Here is a 22,089-nt window from a genome sequence, read left to right as displayed (position 1 = left end):
ATGAAACTGGATCAAGAAAAGGAAGGCATTATATACGCGGCGCTTTCTTATATAATTTGGGGAGTTGTAACGATTTATTGGAAACAATTACAGGAGGTTTCCTCAGGAGAAATTTTAGCACAACGAGTGTTTTGGTCTTTTCTGTTTATGGTAGTTTTATTAATCATGACGAAAAAATGGAAGGCCTTTATTACGTATGCGAAAGAAATTGTACGAACTCCTAAAAAGTTTTGGGCGTTATTTATTGCTTCTGTTTTAATAAGTGCTAATTGGGGTGTATTTATTTGGGCTGTAAATGAAGGAAGAATTTTAGAAACGAGTCTTGGATATTATATTAATCCGCTCGTTAGTGTGTTATTGGGAGTGCTTGTATTAAAGGAACAATTAAGTCGTGCTCAAACGTTTGCCTTTATGCTTGCGGGCGTGGGTGTTCTGATTTTAGGGATTCACTTTGGCTCGATTCCATGGGTTTCGCTTGTTTTAGCCATTACATTTGGTTTATATGGATTAGCTAAAAAAATGATTCAAACGGAAGCGGCGATTGGACTGACTCTTGAAACAGTCATGATGGCACCGATTGCATTAGGGTATTGGATGTATTTAATGATTCAATCAGAGTCTCGATTTTTCGATTCTACACCAACAAGCCTTTTGTTAATTGGCGGCGGAATAGTCACTGCCCTACCTCTTCTCTATTTTGCAAAGGGTGCTCAAAAAGTGTCGTTATCTTTACTAGGTATTCTTCAATATATTGCCCCAACTTTATCGTTATTGATTGGTGTGTTTGTGTATCATGAAACGTTTACGAAAGCGCATATGCTGGCGTTTTTATTTATTTGGTCTGCGCTCATTATTTATACGCTTTCTGTGACAAAATGGGGAAAAGCAACCGCTGCAAAAATGAAGAAGCATGGAAAAATGGGAGCATAAAGGGATATAAATGTTGATTTGAAACTTTTTTAAGAGGGGTTCGTATATAATAATGGATAGCACATAATAAAGGGAGGAAAGCCAATGAATGGGAAACGCTGGGCAGCTTTAGGGATTGCTGCTTTACTTTTTTTCGTATCTATAGGAGTGAGTGCCGCTACATTCTTTTTTTCAGCTGATACGAAAAGTGTATTTGAAGATCTTTTTGCTACGGGAGAGAGTAGTTTTTACGAAGAAGTAGTAGAAGGTGACGATGTATTTAATAAAATTGCCATCTTTGATGTGGAAGGGACAATTTTAGATACAGGAGAGGACTATTCTATTTTTGGGGCAGGAAGTACATACAATCATCGTTCGTTCCTGAAGAAATTGGATATGGCAGCAGAGGATGAAACGATTAAAGGGATTATTTTACGAGTGAATTCTCCTGGCGGGGGCGTGTTAGAAAGTGCAGAAATCTATGATAAAATTTTAGCGCTTAAGGAAACGGGGAAACCTGTTTATGTATCGATGGGGTCGATGGCAGCTTCAGGCGGATATTATATTTCTGCGCCGGCAGATAAAATTTATGCAAGTAATGAAACGTTAACAGGTTCACTTGGTGTTATTATGCAAGGCTATAATTATGAAAAATTGGCAGAGAAGTACGGTGTAGAATTTGAAACCATTAAAAGTGGACCGTATAAGGATATTATGAGTCCAACACGTGAAATGACAGCGGAGGAACGAAAAATTCTGCAATCGATGGTAGACAATATGTATAACGAGTTTGTTCGAGTGATTGCACAAGGTCGTGGCATGTCGGAGAAAGAAGTCCGTAAACTTGCGGATGGCCGCATTTATGATGGACGCCAAGCGAAACAAGTTGCACTAGTCGATGAAATCGGTCGTTTGGATGACGTAATTGCCGGAATCAAAACAGATTTGAAGTTAAAAGATGCACAAGTCATTCGTTATACAGATGAAGCAAACTTGAGTTCATTCTTAAGCATGAGTGCTCAAAAAGTAATGGGAGTAGATGCGGAAACAGCGATTTTAACAAAGGTCCTTACATCTTCTAACTCTCCACGTCTCATGTACTTATATGCGGAATAGGAGGCGTTAGGATGACGGAACAAAATAATCCAAATCAAGAAGAGATGCTCCATTCCACGGAAGTAAACGATAATGAAAAAATGGCTATTTCAGCACCAATTCAAGAAGATATTCAAACAAGTGAACCTGCTTCTTTTGAGTTTGCGGGTTTTTGGATGAGATTTTGGGCGTATCTAGCGGATTTACTCATCATCGGTAGTTTAAATAGAATTTTGATTCATCCGCTTTTCACCTTAACGAATCAGGGGGATAGCTATTCCTTTTTATCTGGAGAAGTAATTTGTACGACGATTGTATTTTATTTATATTTTGTGCTGATGACAAAGTTTTTCCGCCAAACGCTTGGTAAGATGATTTTTGGCTTGCAGGTGGTTGCTTTAAAAGAAGAACATATGACGTGGGGAACGCTCTTATTTAGAGAATGTATCGGTCGTTTTATTTCAAAGTTTACTATCGTTGGTTATCTCATTGTTGGGCTATTGCCAAGAAAGCAAGGATTGCATGATATTTTCGCTGATACGAGTGTAGTGTTAGTAAAACGATAATAGAAGAAGGACTCTGGTGCTTTAGTGCCGGAGTCTTTTTTAGCTTCATTAAACAATTAATGGATGACACGATTTTTTGACCCCTTTGTGTGAGGTTGCTCTAACTCCAGGAAACGAGAGGGAAGTGCACTTTTCTGACGTTTATTTTCATCTCCTCTAGGAGATAATGGAGGGCTGAAGGGGTGTTGAGCGGATGAAGTGGGTGCTGTTTGTAGGTCTTTTATTAATTGCTCTATTAGTACTGATTATAATTACGAAGATTAAGGTAGTATTCCGTTACCAGCATGCTCATACGAATGACGAATTGGTGTTGAAATTATCCGCATGGTTTGGGCTGCTTCGATATACGGTGAAGGTACCTGTTATTCAAGTAGACGCGGACTCCGCTTCGGTCAAGGTGAAGGAAGAAAAAGGAACGAGTGATGAAACAAAACAAGAGGAAAATCTGCGCTTTACGCCGAAAGAACTTATTCATTTTTTGCAGGATATAAAAAGTATGCTTGAGCATGTAGTTAATTTTCATAAGATTGTACGAAAGTTTCTTAGAAAAGTTCAAGTCAAACAGTTTGAATGGCGCAGTGTGGTTGGAATGGGAGATGCTGCTCATACGGGAGTGGCTGTGGGAGGATGCTGGACTTTAAAAAGTGCCATTATTGGTTTATTAACGAACTTTTTACACTTTCGAGTTATGCCTATTTATTCAATTACACCGGATTTTCAAAATCATCGAGCAGAAACATATATTTCTTGCATATTCCAATTTCGAATCGGGCAAGCTATCTTGACTGGAATCAAAATGCTTCGCTATTGGAAAGGTTCTAAAGTGAAGTTTAAATCGAAAGCATTAGCGAAGCTAACGAACAATTCCAATAAACAATCGATGTAGAGTGGAGGAATTTACATGTCAGATCATCCGATTCAAGGCTTAATGACAGCTGCAATGGAAAATTTGAAAGAGATGGTAGATGTTAACACCATTATTGGTGATCCAGTGGAAACTCCGGACGGAAGTGTTATTTTAACTGTCTCAAAGGTTGGTTTTGGTTTTGCTGCAGGTGGTAGTGAATTTACTCTTGATAATAACGGCCAAGGTCAGCAAGGCTCTTCTAAGCAGCCATTTGGTGGTGGTAGCGGGGGCGGTGTCTCCATTACTCCTATTGCATTTCTAATCGTTGGTTCTTCAGGAGTCAAAATGATTCATCTCGATGAGGGAACACATTTGCTAGAGAAAATGTTAGATTTAGCACCGCAAGTTGTAGATAAAATCCAATCGATGATGTCAAAGAATGATTCTAAAGCTAAGACACAACAAGCAAAACCAACACCACAAACACCAAAGCAGGAATTAGATTTTTAACGATGACTCGGCATAAGCCGGGTTCTTCTTTTTTGAGAAAATCCATACCGTATTTCTTAAAAGATAGCGACGCTTTGGAAGAAAAAAGCGTCGCTGCTAGCTGCTTACCTCATACTTTTCTTATTAATTGCAAAAATACGGTAAACCCCCTATTATTAAATTTGTACATATAGTTTATAAAGGAGGAATAGAAAATGGCAACAGTTACATTTATTAATAATCCGGTTACTTTAGTTGGTACAGAAGTAAAGGCAGGAGATAAAGCACCAAACTTTACGGTGTTGGCTAACAATTTGACACCTGTTTCTTTAAGTGATTCAAAAGGGAAAGTGCGTATTATTTCCGTTATTCCATCCATTGATACAGGTGTTTGTGATCAACAAACAAGAAAATTTAATGAAGCAGCATCTACGTTAGAGAATGTAGAGGTATTGACGATTTCTGTCGATCTTCCATTTGCACAAAAGCGTTGGTGTGCAGCAAGCGGTTTAGAAAATGTTCAAACACTTTCTGATCACCGTGACCTTTCATTCGGAGAAGCATACGGCGTAGTGATGAAAGAGCTTCGTCTCCTAGCACGTTCGGTTTTTGTTGTTGATAGCAACGATGAAATCGTTTATGCGGAGTATGTTTCAGAAGGAACAAATCATCCAAATTATGAAGCAGCACTTGAAGCAGCGAAAGCCGCAAAATAAGTAAGTGAGGAAAGAGGTTGTCCCAAAGGATATCTTTGGTACAGCCTTTTTTTGAGTTTAAGATAAGCATTTCGGCATCCAGTGCAAGCAGCTTTCGGGGACTAATCAAGGCGCTCGCGTGTTATTCGTTGCAATGAAGAATTCTCTTAATCCATCTAAAACAACCTCTACGCTTGTATCCATTCGTTCTTCGCTATAAAATAGACAAAGCAGAAAACAGGAGGAATTATGAAGTGAAAATGACCCCAGTTGAACAATTATTTCAAGCATTCGATGAAACGACACAAATTCTACAAGAAGAACTTTCTTGCACATATTTAGATGCACTCGGAGAAACGGGTGAAAACTTTTTCCACGGAAAAGTTATTCAAGAAGAAGTAAGTGAATTATCGAAGAAGCGATTGACGAAGCATTGTGAGGCTTTTGCGCCTGAAAAATATAATAAAGAAACGATTCGTAAGGCTTATCAGCTAGCGATTTTAAAAGGCATGCAGCAAAATGTACAACCGAATCACCAGATGACCCCTGATGCGGTTGGCTTGTTCGTCAGCTATTTAGTAGGAAAGTTTACAAAAAATCAAAAGGATTTTACGGTTTTAGATCCAGCCGTTGGGACAGGAAACTTGTTATTTACGATATTGAATCAGCTTTCAGAGCAAGAAATTAATGCTTCTGGAGTAGAGATTGATGAGACGCTGCTTGCCCTTGCCTACTCAGGGGCTAATTTACAAGAGCACCCTGTTCAATTTTATAATCAAGATAGTCTAGAGCCGTTATTCATCGATCCTGTCGATGTCGTAGTGAGCGATTTACCAGTCGGGTATTATCCAAATGATGTGAGAGCCGCTGATTATGAATTAAAAGCGGATCAAGGTCATTCTTATGCACATCATTTGTTTATTGAGCAAAGTGTGCGGCATACGAAGGATGGAGGCTACTTATTTTTTATAGTGCCTAATAATATTTTTGTAACGGAAGAAGCACCGAAGTTGAATCAATATTTGAAATCCTCTACGCATATTCAAGGAATGGTTCAGCTGCCGCTTTCGATGTTTAAGAGCGAAGCAGCAGCAAAGAGTATCTTGCTTTTACAGAAGAAAAAAGAGGGAATTGAAGCACCGAAAAAAGCGCTTCTTGTTCAATTGCCAAAGCTGTCGAATTTTGAAGCAACTCACTCTGTTGTGCAACAGATAGATACTTGGTTTGAAACAGAAAAAAATTTTTTGTGAGCTAAAAAGCCAGTGCCATCAAGGCATTGGCTTTATTTTAATTAAGTGAATATAAAAAATTGTTTGGATGTATGCGCTTACCATGATAAAATTAGACATAATACTACACAAATAGAGACGACATACTGTAACAGTAGGCAAGCTATTATAGTAAAGGAGTGAATTGGATGTCTAAAATAATGGCGATTAATGCGGGCAGCTCTTCTTTAAAGTTTCAGCTTTTTGAGATGCCGAGTGAAACTGTAATTACAAAGGGACATGTTGAGAGGATTGGTCTGAAAGATTCTGTGTTTAATTTGACAGTTCGAGGACAAAAAGTAATGGAAACGTTACATATCCCCAACCATGAGGTCGCGGTAGAATTATTACTAGAGAAATTAATTCAACATCAAGTAATCAGCTCATTTGAGGAGATTAATGGAGTTGGTCATCGAGTAGTTCATGGTGGTGAAGTATTTAGTGATTCCGTGTTAATTACAGAAGAAGTAATTGAAGAGTTAGAGAGACTTTCAGAGTTAGCTCCTCTTCATAACCCTGCTAATATCACTGGTATTATAGCGTTCCAACGTATTCTAGGAGATACTCCAGCGGTAGCCGTGTTTGATACAGCATTCCATCAAACAATGCCAAGCAGCGCCTATATGTACAGTTTGCCGTATGAATATTACGAAAATTATGGAATTAGAAAATACGGGTTCCATGGCACATCCCATAAATATGTATCACAGCGGGCTGCTGAGATGATGGGACGACCTATTGAGGAATTACGCTTAATTTCATGTCATCTTGGAAATGGTGCAAGTATTACGGCGATTAAGGGTGGGAAGTCAATTGATACTTCTATGGGCTTTACCCCGCTTGCAGGTGTAACAATGGGAACACGTTCAGGTGATATTGATCCAGCTCTTATTCCGTATATAATGGAGAAATCCGGGAAAACAGCGGATGAGGTACTAGATGTATTAAATAAGCAAAGTGGAGTTCTTGCTTTATCTGGTTTTTCGAGTGATTTACGTGACATTCAAGATGCAGCTAATGAAGGAGACGAACGGGCTGAACTAGCACTTGAGGTGTTTGCAGATCGTATTCATAAATATATAGGTTCATATGCTGCTAGAATGGGCGGGGTCGATGGGATTATCTTCACAGCAGGAATTGGTGAAAATAGCCATACGATTCGTGCTAGAATTCTAGAAGGACTTGAATTTATGGGTGTATACTGGGATGAGGAATTAAATTTGATTCATGGTGAAGAAGCATTTATTAATTCATCTTTCTCTCCAGTGAAAATTATGATTATTCCAACAAACGAAGAAGTAATGATTGCACGCGATGCAGCTGCGATTGCTTCTCAACAAAAAGTTAATGTTTAAATCTTAGCCTTCTTTTCTTCGGGAAAGGAGGCTTTTTGTATGAATTTATTCCGTTTCATGTTTTAGAACTGTTAAATAATAATGAAGAACCTCCTAAAAGTATTCTGCAACATAGACAATTTTTTAAATTAGTAACTTTACTATGGTATACTACAAAAAAGTCCAATCATTTGCTGAATAGTTAAAAGATGGTGATTTTGTTGAAGGATATAAGGCTGAAGCAGAAGGGATTCGGTTTAAAAGGAGGTTCCAACGATGGGATTGACCGTTCGTGAAGAGGCAATTTGGAATGAACTTAGCGTTTGGGAAAAGAAACTTTCACAGTATGAGTCAACAGATTTAGCGGTGTTATATGATAAATGGTTAGAGCTGACGTTTTCACTTCTTCCCGAAAAAACAAAAGAACAGTTTTTCACCAAGCTAGATAATTGGTTATTTCATTTGCATGCCATTGTACAAAGCTCACAAATTCAGCTCGATGCAAGAGAAAGAATTTTAGCTTCTGCCCGTGTATTTGATGAACAGATTACAACCATTACAGATTTGAATCAGTTAACAATTGATCAGTTAAATTACATAGCCGATCAACAAATTGCGAAGCATCGACTTTATTCTTTTACTCAAGGCGGAGCGAGTGGTTCGGGGGGACTGCTTCTGCTTGGCGGGGATATTCCGGCGATGACGGTTATTAATGTTCGCATTGTTCAGTTGATTGCGATGACCTATGGATATGAGGTGAATACACCGGTAGAGATGATGCTTGCCCTTAAAGTGTTTCATGCAGGGATGATGCCGAAGCGACTTCAAGGAGCGGCTTGGGAAGAATTAATTGAGGAAATGAAGCTTAAGGAAGATGATTATTTTTATGTCGGGGATGAAGAGTTAACGAATACAAGTTGGATGGAGCAACCATTAAAACAGTTGTTGAAAGCAGTAGCGATTTCGATGTTTCGCAAAAAGCAGTTTCAAGGTATCCCGCTCATTAGTATGGCAATCGGAGCTGGTATGAATTATCAGGTGACCCGTAATGTTAGTGAATTTGCCCAAAAGTTTTATCAATATCGCTATTTGTATGAAAAACACCTTCAAGAGTGACTTGGAAAGAGAGCCGTTAGCGATTTGATGTATGATCTAAGAATGGGAAAATACAATGTTATGAGGTGGCATCTTGCTTGAATTCGATATTTTCGATTTCCTCGTTTTAACTGTAGTTGTTGGAGCATTTGTTTTAGGGATTAATATACTCGGTGATATTTTAGCGAAGTATTTTAATTAAGTTGCCTTGATATTTATGCAGGATTCCTTTAGTAGATGGCGATGTTTAGTTTGACATGTACCAGAGCCGGCGAAGATCTGTTTGTTCCTTCAGTTCCATTAGATATACTTTTTTCATACTATATATAAAGAGGCTACCTAAATTTCTTTAGGTAGCCTTCTTAAGTATGTCTTTTACTGCTTATATGTTGATTAGTACGATACCAAAGCCAGAGGTCGTTAATGATGGAAGCCATTTCAGCGATTTCTGTATTAAGTTCACAGGAACGGGAAAAGTTATTTTCATTCGAAAGTGCATCTTGTTTTTGATTAATAATGGATTCTAAATCACGTATTCGATCTGGAATGCTGCCGCGAATGTTTTCCCATTGCAGAAGAATTTGTTGTTGTACATCATGTTCATATTCATCCCAGTCTTGGTTAAGAGAGGGGAGAGCGATCCCGAGACGTTCATCAAAGATAAATAGTTCACTCATTGTGGCTGCTCCTATCTTGAATTTTTATAGTATTAGTGTACAATATTTTGGGCTGCACGACTATGGATTCAAGTGTTTAAAATTGTTAATAAATTATTATTTAAATTCCAAAAAAAGACCTTGCATTCCTTTTATAAAGCTAGTATAGTTTTAATCAGAGATTGAATAAAAATAACAACATATGAATTTTTATTCACAACGAAAGGGACGATGAAAAAATGGCAAATCCAAAGATTGTTTTAGCATATTCCGGAGGTCTTGATACTTCCGTTGCAATTAAATGGTTACAAAATCAAGGGTACGATGTAGTAGCTTGTTGTTTAGATGTTGGGGAAGGGAAAGATCTTGACTTTATTAAAGAAAAAGCGATTACAGTTGGTGCAGTTAGTTCATATGTAATTGATGCGAAAGATGAATTTGCAGAAGAATATGCATTAATTTCTCTTCAAGCACACACTTTATATGAACAAAAATATCCACTAGTATCAGCTCTTTCTCGTCCACTTATTGCAAAAAAATTGGTGGAAGTTGCAGAAGCTGAAAATGCAGTTGCAGTAGCACATGGGTGTACGGGAAAAGGTAATGACCAAGTGCGTTTCGAAGTTTCTATTAAAGCGTTAAATCCAAATTTAGAAGTTCTTGCACCAGTTCGTGAGTGGAAATGGTCTCGTGAAGAAGAAATTGAATATGCACAAGAGAATGGTATTCCTGTTCCAATCGGCTTAGCAAGTCCATATTCAATTGACCAAAACCTATGGGGAAGAGCAAATGAATGTGGAATTCTTGAAGATCCATGGGCAGCACCACCTGAAGATGCATATGAATTAACAACTGCTTTAGAAAATACTCCTGACACTCCAGATGTTGTTGAAATTGGCTTTGAACAAGGTGTTCCAGTTACACTAGACGGAAAATCTTATAAACTAGCTGAACTAATTCTTGAGTTAAATGCAATTGCTGGTAAACACGGTGTTGGACGTATTGATCACGTAGAAAACCGTTTAGTTGGAATTAAGTCACGTGAAGTATACGAAGCTCCTGCTGCTATGACATTAATTAAAGCGCACAAAGAGTTAGAAGATATTACACTTGTTAAAGATGTAGCTCATTTTAAACCAGTTATTGAAAAGAAACTTTCTGAATTGATTTATGATGGTCTTTGGTTCTCCCCACTTCGTGATGCATTAATTGCGTTCTTAGCAGAAACACAAAAAACTGTAACAGGTACAGTACGTGTGAAATTCTTCAAAGGCCATGCAATTGTAGAAGGAAGAAAATCAGAGTACTCTCTATATGATGAGAAATTAGCAACTTATACAAAAGAAGATGAGTTTGATCACGATGCAGCGGTTGGTTTCATTAAAATCTTTGGTCTTCCAACAGCAGTAAACAGCATGGTGAACAACAAGAAGGTGACAGTGTGAGCAGCAAACTTTGGGGAGGAAGATTTACAAAGTCTGCTGAAGAATGGGTAGACGAGTTTGGAGCTTCCATTTCATTTGACCAGGAACTTGTTCTTGAAGATATTCAAGGCAGCCTGGCTCACGTTACGATGCTCAAGCAGACTGGAATCTTACCAGAAGAAGATGTAAACAAAATTATTGCCGGTCTAAAAGGTTTACAAGCGAAAGCGGAGAACGGTGAATTAACTTTTAAGGTTGAGATGGAAGATATCCATCTTAATCTTGAAAGTATGCTAATTAACGAAATTGGTCCAGTTGGTGGAAAGCTTCATACAGGTCGCAGCCGTAATGACCAAGTTGCAACGGATCTTCATTTGTATTTACGCAATCAAACGAACGATGTTGTAAAGTTAATTAAAGGCTTACAAGAAGCGATTTTGGAACAGGCGAAAGTGAATGTAGAAACACTGATTCCTGGCTATACACATTTACAACGTGCACAGCCGATTTCGTTTGCCCATCATTTAATGGCTTATTTCTGGATGTTAGAGCGCGATAAACAACGCTTTACAGAAAGTTTAAAACGAATTAATATTTCACCGCTTGGTGCAGGTGCACTCGCTGGGACAACTTTCCCAATCGACCGTCATTTAAGTGCGGAATTGTTAGGGTTCGACGGTATCTATGAAAACAGTTTAGATGCCGTTAGTGATCGTGATTTTGCGCTGGAATTTTTAAGTAACAGTGCAACGATGATGATGCATCTATCACGCTTTAGTGAAGAGATTATTCTATGGTCTAGCCAAGAGTTCCAATTCATCGAATTAGATGATGCTTTCTCTACAGGAAGCAGCATTATGCCGCAGAAGAAAAATCCTGATATGGCCGAATTGATTCGCGGTAAAACAGGTCGCGTATACGGGAACTTAACGGGGTTATTAACGGTGTTAAAAGGTCTGCCACTTGCGTATAATAAAGATATGCAAGAGGATAAAGAAGGCGTTTTTGATACAGTTAAAACCGTTGTTGGTTCATTGAAAATCTTCGCTGGCATGATTTCTACGATGAAAGTCAGAACGGATGTTATGGAAAAAGCAACGAAAAATGACTTTTCCAATGCAACAGAACTAGCGGACTACTTAGCTTCAAAAGGGATGCCATTTAGAGAAGCACATGAAGTAGTTGGGAAGCTTGTCTTGTTCTGTGTACAACAAGGCTGCTATTTAGCAGATCTTTCATTAGAACAGTTTAAAGAAGCGTCACAACTATTTGAAGAAGATATTTATGTCGCTCTTAACCCATATGAAGCAGTTAAACGCCGTAACAGTGCGGGTGGAACGGGCTTTGCTCAAGTAAAACTTGCAATTGAAAAAGGCGAAAAGCTTTTACAAGCATAATAAAAAATCTCGCTGCCTTTTTGGTGGACGAGATTTTTTTATTTAATGGTATAAAAACAAGCCTCTAACTACCAAAAGGGTTCTAGAGGCTTATTTTTTATTTAAGGATTATTTATTTGGCTTATGCTTCTTCAGTACGGACAATCATAACGTCACAACGTGCGTGGCGAACAACGCTTTCAGATACACTGCCAATTAGGAACCGTTCTACAACGTTTAGTCCTGTTGCACCACAGACAATTAAATCAATGTTATGTTTCTTCGGCAGGTCTTTTGAGATTTGTCCCTTAGGAGAACCGAGGACAATATCACCAACGACATTCGTTACGCCAGCTGCTTCCGCTTGCTCTTTATATTTTTTAATTAAATCATTAGCGAATGTTTCAGAACGGTCGCGAATCGTTGTGTCATATGCTTCGATTGTTGGGTAATTTCTTGTATCAATTACGTGAGCTAAAACGAGTGTAGCATTGTCATTTTTGGCAATCGTAAATGCTTTTTGTAGTGCCCATTCTGCTTCTTGTGAGCCGTCAACAGCTACTAAAATGTTTTTATAAGTACTCATAGTAATAATCTCCTCCTTTTTTATACCCTTATTATACAATAGAAATTATGGATGATTTGTAACAAATTAGTGAATTTTGAAAGCGCCTTATTATTCAATTATTGAATGATTTGTAGCGCTTTCGGATACTTTGTTAATATTTCACAGCCTTTGTCGGTGATATAAATATCATCTTCGATACGAACTCCTGCTATGTTTGGTACATAGATGCCGGGTTCAATCGTATACACCATTCCTTGTTGTAAAATAAGTTCATTTGTTTCGGTTAAGGATGGGTATTCATGAACGCTGAGGCCAAGGCCATGACCGAGGCGGTGCGGGAAGTATGTACCATATCCTTTGTCGCGGATGATTGTTCGTGCCGTGATGTCGATGTCTTTGCATGTTACTCCTGGTTTACTTGCACTAATAGCGGCTTCTTGAGCTCTTCGGACTGTTTCATATATATCCGCTTGTTTGTCGCTTATATCGCCATAGGCAACTGTTCGAGTAATATCTGAGCAATATCCCTCATACACAATGCCTAAATCGAATAGGACAAGGTCACCCCGCCTTACTTTTGTCATTCCTGGTGTTCCATGCGGGGAAGCGGTATTTGTACCTGTGAGAACCATAGTGGAAAAAGAAAAATCACGAACGCCGCGTTTTTTCATTTCATACTCGATGGCCGCAACGATTTCTATTTCTGTTTTTCCTTCTTTTATTTCATTAACACCAATGTCCACCGCCATGTCGGCCAGACGACAGGCTTCGCGTAAGTTGTTGAGTTCACTTTCTGTTTTAATCATGCGCATTTGACGTAATTTTTCCTCGACAGAAACGAGAGCAGGGGCTGCGAAATAGTGTGTGAGATGTTCCGATCTTTCGACGTTCAGATGCTCTTTTTGAATGGCTAAGTATGAAAGTGTTAGTTTTCTTTTGCGCACAGATTCGTACATTTTTTCCCAAGGGTTTTCAATATCATTATAGCCAATGATTTCAGCGGTCCAACCGGCACGTTTCGCCTCTGCGACCTCCATTTGCGGACACACAAGGAAAGGCTCATGATTTTGAAAAATAACGAGGGCTAGCAATCTTTCGTGTGGGTCGCTTTGAAATCCACTGCAATAAAAAATCGTATCAGGTGCTGTTAGAAAAGCTGCGTCTAGGTTATTTACTTGCAACCAGTTTTGTAATTCGGTTATTCTATCATTCATAGAAATCCCTCCAAAAAAGTATAGATTTACCTTATCAAGAGATAAAATGAATGTAAATGTTAGAGGATTTGTAAGATAAAAAAAGAATATGTAAGAGGGACAAAAAGATAAGGAGTGTGGAAGAATGAAAGTATCTTTTCATGGACATGCCGTTGTGCAAGTTGAAACAAATGGGAAAACTATTTTATTTGATCCATTTATTACGGGGAATTCATTAACTGATTTACGTGTTGAGGATGTAAAGCCAGATGTTATTATTTTGACACATGGTCATAGCGATCATGTTGGTGATACGCTTGAGCTTGCAAAAAAGCATGATGCACTTGTAGTGGGAATTGCTGAACTTGCGACTTATCTAGGCTGGCAAGGGGTACGTACTCACGGTATGAATATTGGCGGGAGCTATGAATTTGATTTTGGCAAAGTGACATTAACTCCAGCTTTTCATAGTACAGGCTATATGACAGTAGATGAGCAAATTATTTACTTAGGCATGCCTGCGGGAGTGGTTTTCTCAGCAGAAGGAAAAACAATCTACCATGTTGGGGATACGGCATTGTACTCTGATATGAAGTTAATAGGCGATAAACATGCTATCGATTTAGCCTTTATTCCGATTGGGGATAATTTTACAATGGGGCCGGAAGATGCAGCCGCAGCAGCTAAACTATTGCAAGCTAAAACAGTTGTTCCTATTCACTACAATACATTTCCACCGATTAAACAAGATCCGAATCGCTTTCTTGAATTGTTGGAAGCAGGAAACGGTAGGATTATGGAAGTTGGAGATGTCATCGAGCTATAATTCAGAAAGCAGTCACGTTCTAAATGAATGTGACTGCTTCTTTTTTTATAAAACAAGCATATTTATGTAAAAAAAGGGGGAGTAGGATGAAACAGCGATTATTATTATGTTTGTTGCTATGTGGTGTGATGCTGTATTATGCGGTGCCGCGTTTGTCGTTACAAGCAGGGGGAGCGGAGAGTTTATTTGCGGCAAGCTGGCTCCTATTTGCTTTATGTACGATTGCTGGAAACTTAACGGCTTTATTATATTCACCGAAAGGAAAGCGTAAGCCAATAAAGAAAAAGGAATACAAAAAAATGCATCATTATTCCTAGGATTTGTGAAATTCGCTACTTCGCCTTATAATAAAAAAATAGGAATACCGTGAAAAGGGTGAAGAGCTTGGCTACTAAGCATGAACAAATTTTAAAATATATTGATGAGCTGCCGGTTGGAGAGAAAATTTCTGTTCGACAGATTGCTAAAGCATTGCAGGTTAGTGAAGGTACAGCTTACCGTGCTATTAAGGAAGCTGAGAACCAAGGCTATGTAAGCTCGATTGAGCGTGTAGGCACGATTCGAATTGAGAGAAAGAAAAAAGAAAATATTGAGAAGCTAACCTTTGCAGAGGTTGTAAATATTGTAGACGGACAAGTGCTTGGTGGAAAATCAGGTCTTCATAAAACATTAAATAAGTTTGTCATCGGGGCGATGAAGCTTGATGCGATGATGAGGTATACGGAAGCAGGAAACTTGTTAATCGTCGGAAATCGAACACAAGCTCATGAGCACGCATTAAAAGCTGGGGCGGCTGTGTTAATTACAGGTGGCTTTGATACAGAAGAGCATGTAAAAAAGCTGGCTGATGAATTAGAAATGCCTGTCATTTCGAGTACGTATGATACATTTACAGTCGCGACGATGATTAACCGCGCGATTTACGATCAACTAATTAAAAAGGAAATTTTGTTGGTGGAAGATATTTTAACCCCAGTTAACGAGACTTCCTTCTTAGCCTCGAACGATTGCGTGAAAAAATGGCATGAATTAAATCAGGAAACAGGTCATGGTCGATTCCCAGTTGTCGATGAGAATATGAAAGTGCAAGGTATTGTGACATCGAAAGATATTATGGGACAAGAAGAAGATACGTTGATTGAAAAAGTTATGACGAAAAACCCGATGACAGTAGGAGATAAAATGAGCGTTGCTTCTTCTGCGCATATGATGGTATGGGAAGGGATTGAATTACTTCCTGTTGTGAATGATAATCTTGTGTTACAAGGGATTGTTAGTCGTCAAGATGTTTTGAAAGCGTTGCAGATGAGTCATCGACAGCCTCAAGTTGGAGAGACGATTGATGATACGATTACAGGGCAGCTTGTGATGTCCGAAAGTCGAGGGAAAGGTGAAGAGGTCTATAGCTACGGTGTTACACCCCAAATGACGAACTATTTAGGAACGATTTCGACTGGGGTATTTACGACAATAGTTACAGACTCTGCGAACCGTATATTAAAAAACTATAAGCGCGGAGATCTAGTTGTTGAAAATATGACAATCTACTTCATCAAACCAGTTCAAATTGATAGCACATTAGATGTTCAGCCGCGTGTGCTAGATGTTGGGCGGAAGTTTGGGAAAGTCGATGTCGAAGTATTTAATCAAGGGAAATTGGTCGGCAAAGCGATGTTAACTTGTCAATTGCTTGATCGATCATAGGAAAAGCGTAAGGTACTCGTTTATTAGTAATACTGTTCGAACCTAATAGTGAACAAAGTCATATAACACAACAAAAAGGATAATCCATTTAGATTATCCTTTTTGTTGTACAATCGCTTCTGCTTCGTCTATGGCATAGGGGAGGTAAAATTTGTACATTTTGTACCCGTCAATTAGGTTTATACTACCAATTACAATGAATATACCTGCTACGATGTATGTGACCATAGATTGAAATAAAAAAAGTTGATTGATTCCGAAGAAAGTTACAAAAGAGCCTAATGCCATTGAAGATTTACTAGAAATCCATTTTTTCTCCATTGGTAAACGAGTTCGCAATGATTTCACTTTAAAAAATACGTAGAGGGCTAATGAAACAATAATGAATACAACGAAAATAGGCATGAATGAGCAACCTCCAATGCGAGAGAAATAATGCTGGTGCGGCTTATTGTTAATAATATCCTTTTTTTATATTGTACCGTCAATCATAGAAAGAATTCCACTGAAAAGCAATTAAAGCTTTTTATTCTTTCCTGTTTTTGTTTAAATAGACATAGATAGAATGAAAAGGGGAGTATCATGAAAGCGACTATTTTAGAGGAAATTAAACAGTATGAGAAAATCATTATTCATCGTCATGTTCGTCCAGATCCTGATGCGTATGGATCACAAGGGGGACTGGCAGAAATTTTGAAAGCATCTTTTCCGACAAAACAAATCTATACAGTAGGTAAAGAAGAGCCATCGCTAAACTATTTACGAAGATTAGATGTGATTTCGGATGATATGTACGAAGGAGCACTTGTTATTGTATGTGATACAGCTAATACAGCGCGAATTTGTGATTCACGTTATCTAAAAGGAGCGAAGTTGATTAAAATTGATCATCATCCGAATGCGGATCCATATGGTGACCTGCTATGGGTAGATACAAGCGCAAGCTCTTGTTCGGAAATGATTTATGAATTTTATTTAGCAGGTAAAGAACAAGGATTGAAGTTAAGCGATGAGGCAGCAAGGCTGTTATTTGCTGGTATCGTTGGGGATACTGGTCGTTTTCTGTTTCAAAGCACAACGGAAAAAACATTTGCTTACGCAAGTGAGCTGATTCATTATAACTTTTCCCGTCCTCAGTTGTTCCAAGAGATGTATGATGTAAGTGAAAATATCGTTCGTTTGAACGGATATGTGTTGCAACATTTCGAGGTGCTTCCACATGGAACGGGTAAAATGATTATTACGAAAGAGGCTATGAAGAAATTCGGAGCAACCGCATCAGAAGCCTCACAGTTAGTCGGAACACTTGGTTCAATCAAAGGGGTAAAAACGTGGGTATTCTTCATTGAAGAGGATAATGAAATCCGCGTTCGTTTCCGCTCAAAAGGCCCAGTTATTAACACGATTGCTAGAAAGTATAATGGCGGTGGACACCCGCTAGCATCAGGGGCCTCAATCTATTCTTGGGATGAAGTAGACCGTATACTTGCTGATTTAGAAGAATTAAATCAACAGGCGCAATAAAAAAGAAGCCTTTTCGGCTTCTTTTTTATTGTTTAGGGAGTTATGCGATTTTTAGAGGGGCGCTAAGTGTTTCCATATTCAGCTTCAGCGCTTGTACTTCTATAATCGCTCTAGCTTTACCTCAATATACATATCTGTATAAAAGATGAGTTCTGTCACTTCTAAGCGATATTTTTTTTTATTAATGTCGATTAGCTTATTCTCAATTGATTTTTTTAACAGTATTCTTCCGTTGTAGATTGTTTTGACGTCTTTCGCAATGAGCGAAGCAAGGTCATCACGAATAGCCTCTTCAGTCTCAGCGATGCTTAATGAATCTAATTTATAGTAGTTCCCGTTGATAATCTTCACTTGTACGTCTTGAATTGTTAATCCTTTCTCCGTTTGTTCATTTAGTTTGTGATATTCTTCTTCCCAAATGGAGATTTTTTGATTTAAATTTAAAATCGTTTCCTCCTGTTCTTGAATTTTGACAATTTGTCTTTCTTGCTGAATACCGAATAAATAAAAGAATAGCACCCAGCTTATAAGTGAGCCAAGTGCTACTCCAGCAAGGAATCGTTGCCAAGTTGGATTGCGGTGATAAGGAGGAATTCTCATAAAAGATGCTCCTGGGTGAACCAGTTGATGATGAGTGCGCCAGTTTGGGCACCACCTAATGCAGATAGAATTAACAGTACTTGTTTGATAATGTCTTTCGTTTCCCCGTTGAAGATACCGCGCTCAAAACTGTACATCATATCGAAGGTTCCACCGATAGCTGCTACAATCGCCCAAATACGTAAATTATCAGATAAGCGGAATACGGTGGTCATTGGAGCTTGTCCCGTAAAAAAAGCAGAAAGTCCACCGATGAGGGCCCCCCCTAATAACACCCCGAGTGAAATAAAATAGCTATTAATAAAGGCCGGAACGAAAGCTTCATTCATTTTTCCTCATCCTTTGTCTATAATGTGGTTTACTCTATTTATATGGGATTGTTGCCGTTAGTATGATACAAGTTCGATAAGGAGAACATATTTTCTTTTCTAACAATTACCTCTATAATAAGGGAAAATAAGCTTTAAAAAGGAGGGAGAAAGGTTTGTTTACTCATCTCCATATTCAGAGCGGGTATAGTTTATTAAATTCAACAGTGAAAATTGATGAGCTCGTCGCTAAGGCGAAAGCAGATGGCATGGAAAGCCTGGCGTTATGTGATCGAAATGTAATGTATGGCTCGCTTTATTTTTATAAAGCATGTAAAAAGTACGGTATAAAACCAATTATCGGCTTATTAGCGGATGTTCTTGATCAGGAAGAAAAGGCATATCCGCTTCTTTTATTAGCGATAAACGAAGAAGGCTATCATCATTTATTGAAGATTAGCAGTGCTATTCAAACGAAATCATCGCAAGGACTGCCGAGAAACTGGTTAAAGGCTTATGCGAAAGGGTTAATTGCGATATCGCCGGGAGCAGATGGGAAAATAGAAAGCTTGCTTGAAGAAGGAAAGACTGAGGAAGCGAAAGAGGAAGCAAAACAGTTTCTCGACCTGTTTGGGCCTCAGCAATTTTATGTTTCTATTCAACGCCTTCAAATACAGGGGGAGGACCAACGGAACACAGCGGTGGAGCAGTTAGCTCGAGAAATGGGTATAAAAGTGGTTGTAACGAATCCAGTTTATTATTTAGAGAAGGATGATGCACTGGCTCAAGAAGTGCTGCTAGCTGTTGGCACTGGGCATAAGATGGATGATGAAGAGCGACAAGTATTACCTTCCCGGCAATTTTATTTAAAAAGCATGGAAGAGATGCTAGAGCTTTTTGCGGATAAAGGAGAGGAGTTACAAAATACGCAATATATTGCGGCACAATGTCAGGTCAATCTCTCATTTCAGCGTGCACTTTTGCCGAAATATCCAACTAATCAGGGTGTTTCTAGTGATGAGATGTTAGAAGCTATTTGTTTTGAAGGGTTGAAAAAGAGAAAATCTCAACCATTTCCACAGTATGAAGAGCGGCTGCGCTATGAATTAGATGTGATTAAACGAATGAAATTCAGTGATTACTTCTTGATTGTATGGGACTTTATGAAGTTCGCAAGAGAAAAACAAATTTTAACGGGACCGGGGCGGGGGTCAGCAGCGGGATCTATGGTGGCGTATGTATTGCAAATCACCAATGTCGACCCGCTTGAGCACTCTCTTCTTTTTGAGCGGTTTTTAAATCCAGAGCGAGTGACGATGCCGGATATTGATATTGATTTTCCAGATCATCGCCGTGAAGAAGTTATTGAATATGTTGTCCAAAAATATGGTGAACTTCATGTAGCGCAAATTATTACGTTTGGAACGATGGCAGCCAAAGCAGCATTGCGCGATACAGGCCGAGTTTTCGGCTTAGATCCAAAAGAGCAGGAAACATTATCGAAAATGATGCCCAATCGATTGGGCATCACATTAAAGGAAGCTTATCAAGAATCTAAGCGCCTTCAAGCATTTGTTCAAGAAAACGAGCGTTATCAAATGCTTTTCTCAATTGCAATGAAGCTGGAAGGATTGCCAAGGCACACGTCTACCCATGCAGCGGGTGTCATTATTAGCGATATACCGCTTACGGACATTATCCCTATTCAAACGGGACATGCCGGTATCTATTTAACACAATTTCCGATGGATCTTCTTGAGGAAATAGGCCTCTTAAAAATGGATTTCCTCGGTTTACGGAACTTAACGCTCATGGAACAGATTTTAACCAGTATTGAAAAAGGCACAGGTGAGAAAATTGATTTAGCGAAAATCCCGATGGATGATCAGGACACCTTTACGTTGTTTAGTAAAGGTGAAACGACAGGTGTGTTTCAGTTTGAATCGGAGGGGATTCGCAAAGTGCTTGTTAAGTTAAAACCAACGCACTTTGAAGATATTGTCGCAGTCAATGCCTTGTACCGGCCGGGACCGATGGAGAATATCCCTCAATTTATTGAGAGAAAACATGGATTAGCTCCAATTGATTACCATCATCCAGATTTACAGGAAATTCTTGAGTCAACGTATGGTGTTATCGTGTATCAAGAGCAAATTATACAAATTGCTTCTAAACTTGCAGGATTTTCACTGGGAGAGGCCGACTTATTACGTCGAGCAGTTTCAAAAAAAAAGAAGGAAATTTTAGATAAAGAGCGAAATCATTTTGTTATCGGTGCGAAAAATAAAGATTATTCTGACAAAATCGCTTCGAGCATATATAATTTAATTGTTCGCTTTGCAAACTATGGTTTTAATCGAAGTCATGCGGTTGCTTATAGTGTCATTGCTTATCAATTAGCCTATTTAAAAGCGCATTATCCGGCTCATTTCATGGCAGCGTTAATGACTTCCGCCATCGGAAATGAGGATAAAATTGCTCAATATGTTCGCGAGGCTAAGAAAAAAGGGATGCTGATTCAATCGCCTTCTATTAATCGTAGTACTTATCCGTTTATAGCCCGACAAGATGGCATTCAATATAGTCTTGGAGCTATTAAAGGAATAGGAAGAACCGTTTTACGTGAGATTTTCTCGGCACGTCGCAATGGGAGATTCAGTGATTTGTTTGACTTCTGCTTACGTGTTTCCGGAAAAATTGTCACTCGTAAAGTGTTGGAGGCGCTCATCCATTCAGGTGCCTTTGATGAGTTTGGTCGTGACCGAGCAACGCTTTTAGCTAGCCTTGATGTCGCTCTTCATCATGCGGAGTTAGTAAAGCCAGATGAAGATTTGTTGGATTTATTGGTAGATGGAGAATTTTCACTAAAGCCTAAGTATGTTGAAGTAGAGCCAATTCGTTTAGAGGACAAGCTGCAGTTTGAAAAAAACGTACTAGGTCTCTATTTATCTAATCATCCAGTGAGCAGTTATCAAGAGCTATTTAAGCATTTTGGCTGTGTATCGATTGAAGAAGCGACAAGAAAGAAAGAAGCAAAGGCATTGCTTGGTGTCTATATTTCGGCAGTGAAGACTATTCGAACGAAAAAAGGAGAGATGATGGCCTTTCTGACTATTAGCGACGAAGAAGGCGATTTAGAGGCCGTTGTTTTTCCGAATAGCTATCGACATTTTGCTGAAACAATTCAAACAAATGCAATAGTCATGTTACAAGGTACATTGGAAGAACGAGATGGAAAGCTTCAACTAAATGTCCAACAAATCTATTCAATCGATGAAGCTAAGCAACTGGCAAGCGAAGAAACAGGAACCCTTTTTATAAAAATAGAAAGCGATAAGCAAACGAAAGATATCTTATTACAAATTAAAAAAATTTTATTACAACATAATGGCAAAACAAAAGTAATGCTTTACTACGAACGGGAAAATCGTTATGTACAGCTATCTCTATGGGATTGGGTTCAGCCTAATGACCGTCTACATAATCGGTTAATTAACATTGTTGGAAATGGCAATGTTATCCTGAAGAGAGACTGACTGTTTACAATGGTCATAGTTATGTTAGAATGATTAAGTAGACCAGTGTGGTCTGACCACTTAAGTTCGTACTTTT

Annotated in this window: 22 protein-coding genes; 16 read left to right on the top strand and 6 right to left on the bottom strand. The window is 38.7% G+C overall.

All coding sequences use genetic code 11. From position 1 onward, the window contains the following. From rarD to ACE199_RS06805, 9 genes are all read left to right on the top strand, one after another. Window positions 1-930, top strand: coding sequence for an EamA family transporter RarD (gene rarD, locus ACE199_RS06845; RefSeq protein ID WP_375349111.1), 930 nt, complete (start codon window positions 1-3; stop codon window positions 928-930). Window positions 931-1,014: 84 nt separating this feature from the next. Next, window positions 1,015-2,025: a signal peptide peptidase SppA gene (gene sppA / locus ACE199_RS06840; RefSeq protein ID WP_375349110.1), complete on the top strand. Its 1,011-nt coding sequence runs from the start codon at window positions 1,015-1,017 to the stop codon at window positions 2,023-2,025. Between the two features lie 11 nt (window positions 2,026-2,036). Then, window positions 2,037-2,570, top strand: coding sequence for an RDD family protein (locus ACE199_RS06835; RefSeq protein ID WP_375349109.1), 534 nt, complete (start codon window positions 2,037-2,039; stop codon window positions 2,568-2,570). 193 nt (window positions 2,571-2,763) lie between these two features. After that, window positions 2,764-3,456 (top strand): DUF2953 domain-containing protein, encoded by a 693-nt coding sequence (locus ACE199_RS06830; RefSeq protein WP_375349108.1) that lies wholly within the window; start codon window positions 2,764-2,766, stop codon window positions 3,454-3,456. A gap of 15 nt (window positions 3,457-3,471) precedes the next feature. Then, the gene (ytfJ, locus tag ACE199_RS06825) at window positions 3,472-3,927 is read left to right on the top strand and encodes a GerW family sporulation protein (protein WP_127761647.1); all 456 of its coding nucleotides are present in this window, start codon (window positions 3,472-3,474) and stop codon (window positions 3,925-3,927) included. Window positions 3,928-4,121: 194 nt separating this feature from the next. Then, on the top strand, window positions 4,122-4,622 hold the full coding sequence (gene tpx / locus ACE199_RS06820; protein ID WP_375349107.1) for a thiol peroxidase: 501 nt from the start codon (window positions 4,122-4,124) through the stop codon (window positions 4,620-4,622). Window positions 4,623-4,855: 233 nt separating this feature from the next. Next, window positions 4,856-5,851, top strand: a complete 996-nt coding sequence (locus tag ACE199_RS06815; RefSeq protein ID WP_375349106.1) for a class I SAM-dependent methyltransferase — start codon at window positions 4,856-4,858, stop codon at window positions 5,849-5,851. 167 nt (window positions 5,852-6,018) lie between these two features. Then, the gene (locus ACE199_RS06810; protein WP_375349105.1) at window positions 6,019-7,224 is read left to right on the top strand and encodes an acetate kinase; all 1,206 of its coding nucleotides are present in this window, start codon (window positions 6,019-6,021) and stop codon (window positions 7,222-7,224) included. A 255-nt stretch (window positions 7,225-7,479) separates the two neighbouring features. Next, on the top strand, window positions 7,480-8,319 hold the full coding sequence (locus ACE199_RS06805; protein ID WP_375349104.1) for an EcsC family protein: 840 nt from the start codon (window positions 7,480-7,482) through the stop codon (window positions 8,317-8,319). A 341-nt stretch (window positions 8,320-8,660) separates the two neighbouring features. Here ACE199_RS06805 and ACE199_RS06800 read toward each other — a convergent pair whose 3' ends face one another. Continuing rightward, complete coding sequence (locus ACE199_RS06800) at window positions 8,661-8,975, bottom strand: hypothetical protein (protein ID WP_375349103.1); 315 nt, start codon at window positions 8,973-8,975, stop codon at window positions 8,661-8,663. 218 nt (window positions 8,976-9,193) lie between these two features. On the opposite strand from ACE199_RS06800, the gene ACE199_RS06795 reads away from it, so the two are divergent. After that, complete coding sequence (locus ACE199_RS06795) at window positions 9,194-10,399, top strand: argininosuccinate synthase (protein ID WP_375349101.1); 1,206 nt, start codon at window positions 9,194-9,196, stop codon at window positions 10,397-10,399. Beyond that, a complete protein-coding gene (gene argH, locus ACE199_RS06790; RefSeq protein ID WP_127761640.1) occupies window positions 10,396-11,775 on the top strand; it encodes an argininosuccinate lyase in 1,380 nt (459 codons plus the stop codon). Before ACE199_RS06795 ends, argH begins: the two co-directional genes overlap by 4 nt. Before the next feature lie 121 nt (window positions 11,776-11,896). Here argH and ACE199_RS06785 read toward each other — a convergent pair whose 3' ends face one another. Then, entirely contained in the window at window positions 11,897-12,340 is a 444-nt protein-coding gene (locus ACE199_RS06785; protein WP_127761639.1) for a universal stress protein, read from the bottom strand. A 98-nt stretch (window positions 12,341-12,438) separates the two neighbouring features. Continuing rightward, window positions 12,439-13,536, bottom strand: a complete 1,098-nt coding sequence (locus tag ACE199_RS06780; protein WP_375349100.1) for a M24 family metallopeptidase — start codon at window positions 13,534-13,536, stop codon at window positions 12,439-12,441. Window positions 13,537-13,660: 124 nt separating this feature from the next. On the opposite strand from ACE199_RS06780, the gene ACE199_RS06775 reads away from it, so the two are divergent. The 3 genes from ACE199_RS06775 to ACE199_RS06765 all read left to right on the top strand — a co-directional run bounded on the left by ACE199_RS06775 (window position 13,661) and on the right by ACE199_RS06765 (window position 16,045). Continuing rightward, entirely contained in the window at window positions 13,661-14,341 is a 681-nt protein-coding gene (locus ACE199_RS06775; protein ID WP_252286993.1) for a metal-dependent hydrolase, read from the top strand. An 86-nt stretch (window positions 14,342-14,427) separates the two neighbouring features. Further along, window positions 14,428-14,658, top strand: a complete 231-nt coding sequence (locus tag ACE199_RS06770; protein ID WP_127761636.1) for a hypothetical protein — start codon at window positions 14,428-14,430, stop codon at window positions 14,656-14,658. Between the two features lie 67 nt (window positions 14,659-14,725). Continuing rightward, window positions 14,726-16,045, top strand: a complete 1,320-nt coding sequence (locus tag ACE199_RS06765; protein ID WP_375349099.1) for a DRTGG domain-containing protein — start codon at window positions 14,726-14,728, stop codon at window positions 16,043-16,045. Window positions 16,046-16,138: 93 nt separating this feature from the next. Here ACE199_RS06765 and ACE199_RS06760 read toward each other — a convergent pair whose 3' ends face one another. Continuing rightward, window positions 16,139-16,450, bottom strand: a complete 312-nt coding sequence (locus ACE199_RS06760; protein ID WP_375349098.1) for a YtpI family protein — start codon at window positions 16,448-16,450, stop codon at window positions 16,139-16,141. Window positions 16,451-16,627: 177 nt separating this feature from the next. Here ACE199_RS06760 and ACE199_RS06755 point away from each other — a divergent pair, with 177 nt between their 5' ends. Next, window positions 16,628-17,569, top strand: coding sequence for a DHH family phosphoesterase (locus ACE199_RS06755; RefSeq protein ID WP_252291180.1), 942 nt, complete (start codon window positions 16,628-16,630; stop codon window positions 17,567-17,569). 99 nt (window positions 17,570-17,668) lie between these two features. Here ACE199_RS06755 and ytrI read toward each other — a convergent pair whose 3' ends face one another. Further along, on the bottom strand, window positions 17,669-18,169 hold the full coding sequence (gene ytrI, locus ACE199_RS06750) for a sporulation membrane protein YtrI (protein ID WP_375349096.1): 501 nt from the start codon (window positions 18,167-18,169) through the stop codon (window positions 17,669-17,671). Continuing rightward, window positions 18,166-18,498: a sporulation membrane protein YtrH gene (ytrH, locus tag ACE199_RS06745; RefSeq protein ID WP_127761631.1), complete on the bottom strand. Its 333-nt coding sequence runs from the start codon at window positions 18,496-18,498 to the stop codon at window positions 18,166-18,168. The genes ytrI and ytrH overlap by 4 nt, the downstream gene beginning before the upstream one ends. A 155-nt stretch (window positions 18,499-18,653) precedes the next feature. On the opposite strand from ytrH, the gene dnaE reads away from it, so the two are divergent. Continuing rightward, a complete protein-coding gene (dnaE, locus tag ACE199_RS06740) occupies window positions 18,654-22,013 on the top strand; it encodes a DNA polymerase III subunit alpha (protein ID WP_375349095.1) in 3,360 nt (1,119 codons plus the stop codon). Window positions 22,014-22,089: the final 76 nt, after the last annotated feature.

The sequence above is a fragment of the Peribacillus sp. Hz7 genome, assembly GCF_042136355.1.
GTDB lineage: Bacteria > Bacillota > Bacilli > Bacillales > DSM-1321 > Peribacillus > Peribacillus asahii_A.
The sequence above is the reverse complement of the archived record's forward strand: the minus strand, read 5'-3'. Positions and strand labels throughout refer to the sequence as shown.

What these genes read in the sequence shown, in the direction of transcription:
- ACE199_RS06780 (WP_375349100.1), bottom strand. Translation starts at nt 13,536, where the DNA reads ATGAATGATAGAATAACCGAATTACAAAACTGGTTGCAAGTAAATAAC.
- ACE199_RS06795 (WP_375349101.1), top strand. Translation starts at nt 9,194, where the DNA reads ATGGCAAATCCAAAGATTGTTTTAGCATATTCCGGAGGTCTTGATACT.
- ACE199_RS06810 (WP_375349105.1), top strand. Translation starts at nt 6,019, where the DNA reads ATGTCTAAAATAATGGCGATTAATGCGGGCAGCTCTTCTTTAAAGTTT.
- ACE199_RS06760 (WP_375349098.1), bottom strand. Translation starts at nt 16,450, where the DNA reads ATGCCTATTTTCGTTGTATTCATTATTGTTTCATTAGCCCTCTACGTA.
- ACE199_RS06755 (WP_252291180.1), top strand. Translation starts at nt 16,628, where the DNA reads ATGAAAGCGACTATTTTAGAGGAAATTAAACAGTATGAGAAAATCATT.
- ytrI (WP_375349096.1), bottom strand. Translation starts at nt 18,169, where the DNA reads ATGAGAATTCCTCCTTATCACCGCAATCCAACTTGGCAACGATTCCTT.
- sppA (WP_375349110.1), top strand. Translation starts at nt 1,015, where the DNA reads ATGAATGGGAAACGCTGGGCAGCTTTAGGGATTGCTGCTTTACTTTTT.
- ACE199_RS06775 (WP_252286993.1), top strand. Translation starts at nt 13,661, where the DNA reads ATGAAAGTATCTTTTCATGGACATGCCGTTGTGCAAGTTGAAACAAAT.
- ACE199_RS06800 (WP_375349103.1), bottom strand. Translation starts at nt 8,975, where the DNA reads ATGAGTGAACTATTTATCTTTGATGAACGTCTCGGGATCGCTCTCCCC.
- ACE199_RS06785 (WP_127761639.1), bottom strand. Translation starts at nt 12,340, where the DNA reads ATGAGTACTTATAAAAACATTTTAGTAGCTGTTGACGGCTCACAAGAA.
- ACE199_RS06830 (WP_375349108.1), top strand. Translation starts at nt 2,764, where the DNA reads ATGAAGTGGGTGCTGTTTGTAGGTCTTTTATTAATTGCTCTATTAGTA.
- tpx (WP_375349107.1), top strand. Translation starts at nt 4,122, where the DNA reads ATGGCAACAGTTACATTTATTAATAATCCGGTTACTTTAGTTGGTACA.
- ACE199_RS06835 (WP_375349109.1), top strand. Translation starts at nt 2,037, where the DNA reads ATGACGGAACAAAATAATCCAAATCAAGAAGAGATGCTCCATTCCACG.
- ytfJ (WP_127761647.1), top strand. Translation starts at nt 3,472, where the DNA reads ATGTCAGATCATCCGATTCAAGGCTTAATGACAGCTGCAATGGAAAAT.
- ACE199_RS06770 (WP_127761636.1), top strand. Translation starts at nt 14,428, where the DNA reads ATGAAACAGCGATTATTATTATGTTTGTTGCTATGTGGTGTGATGCTG.
- ACE199_RS06805 (WP_375349104.1), top strand. Translation starts at nt 7,480, where the DNA reads ATGGGATTGACCGTTCGTGAAGAGGCAATTTGGAATGAACTTAGCGTT.
- rarD (WP_375349111.1), top strand. Translation starts at nt 1, where the DNA reads ATGAAACTGGATCAAGAAAAGGAAGGCATTATATACGCGGCGCTTTCT.
- ytrH (WP_127761631.1), bottom strand. Translation starts at nt 18,498, where the DNA reads ATGAATGAAGCTTTCGTTCCGGCCTTTATTAATAGCTATTTTATTTCA.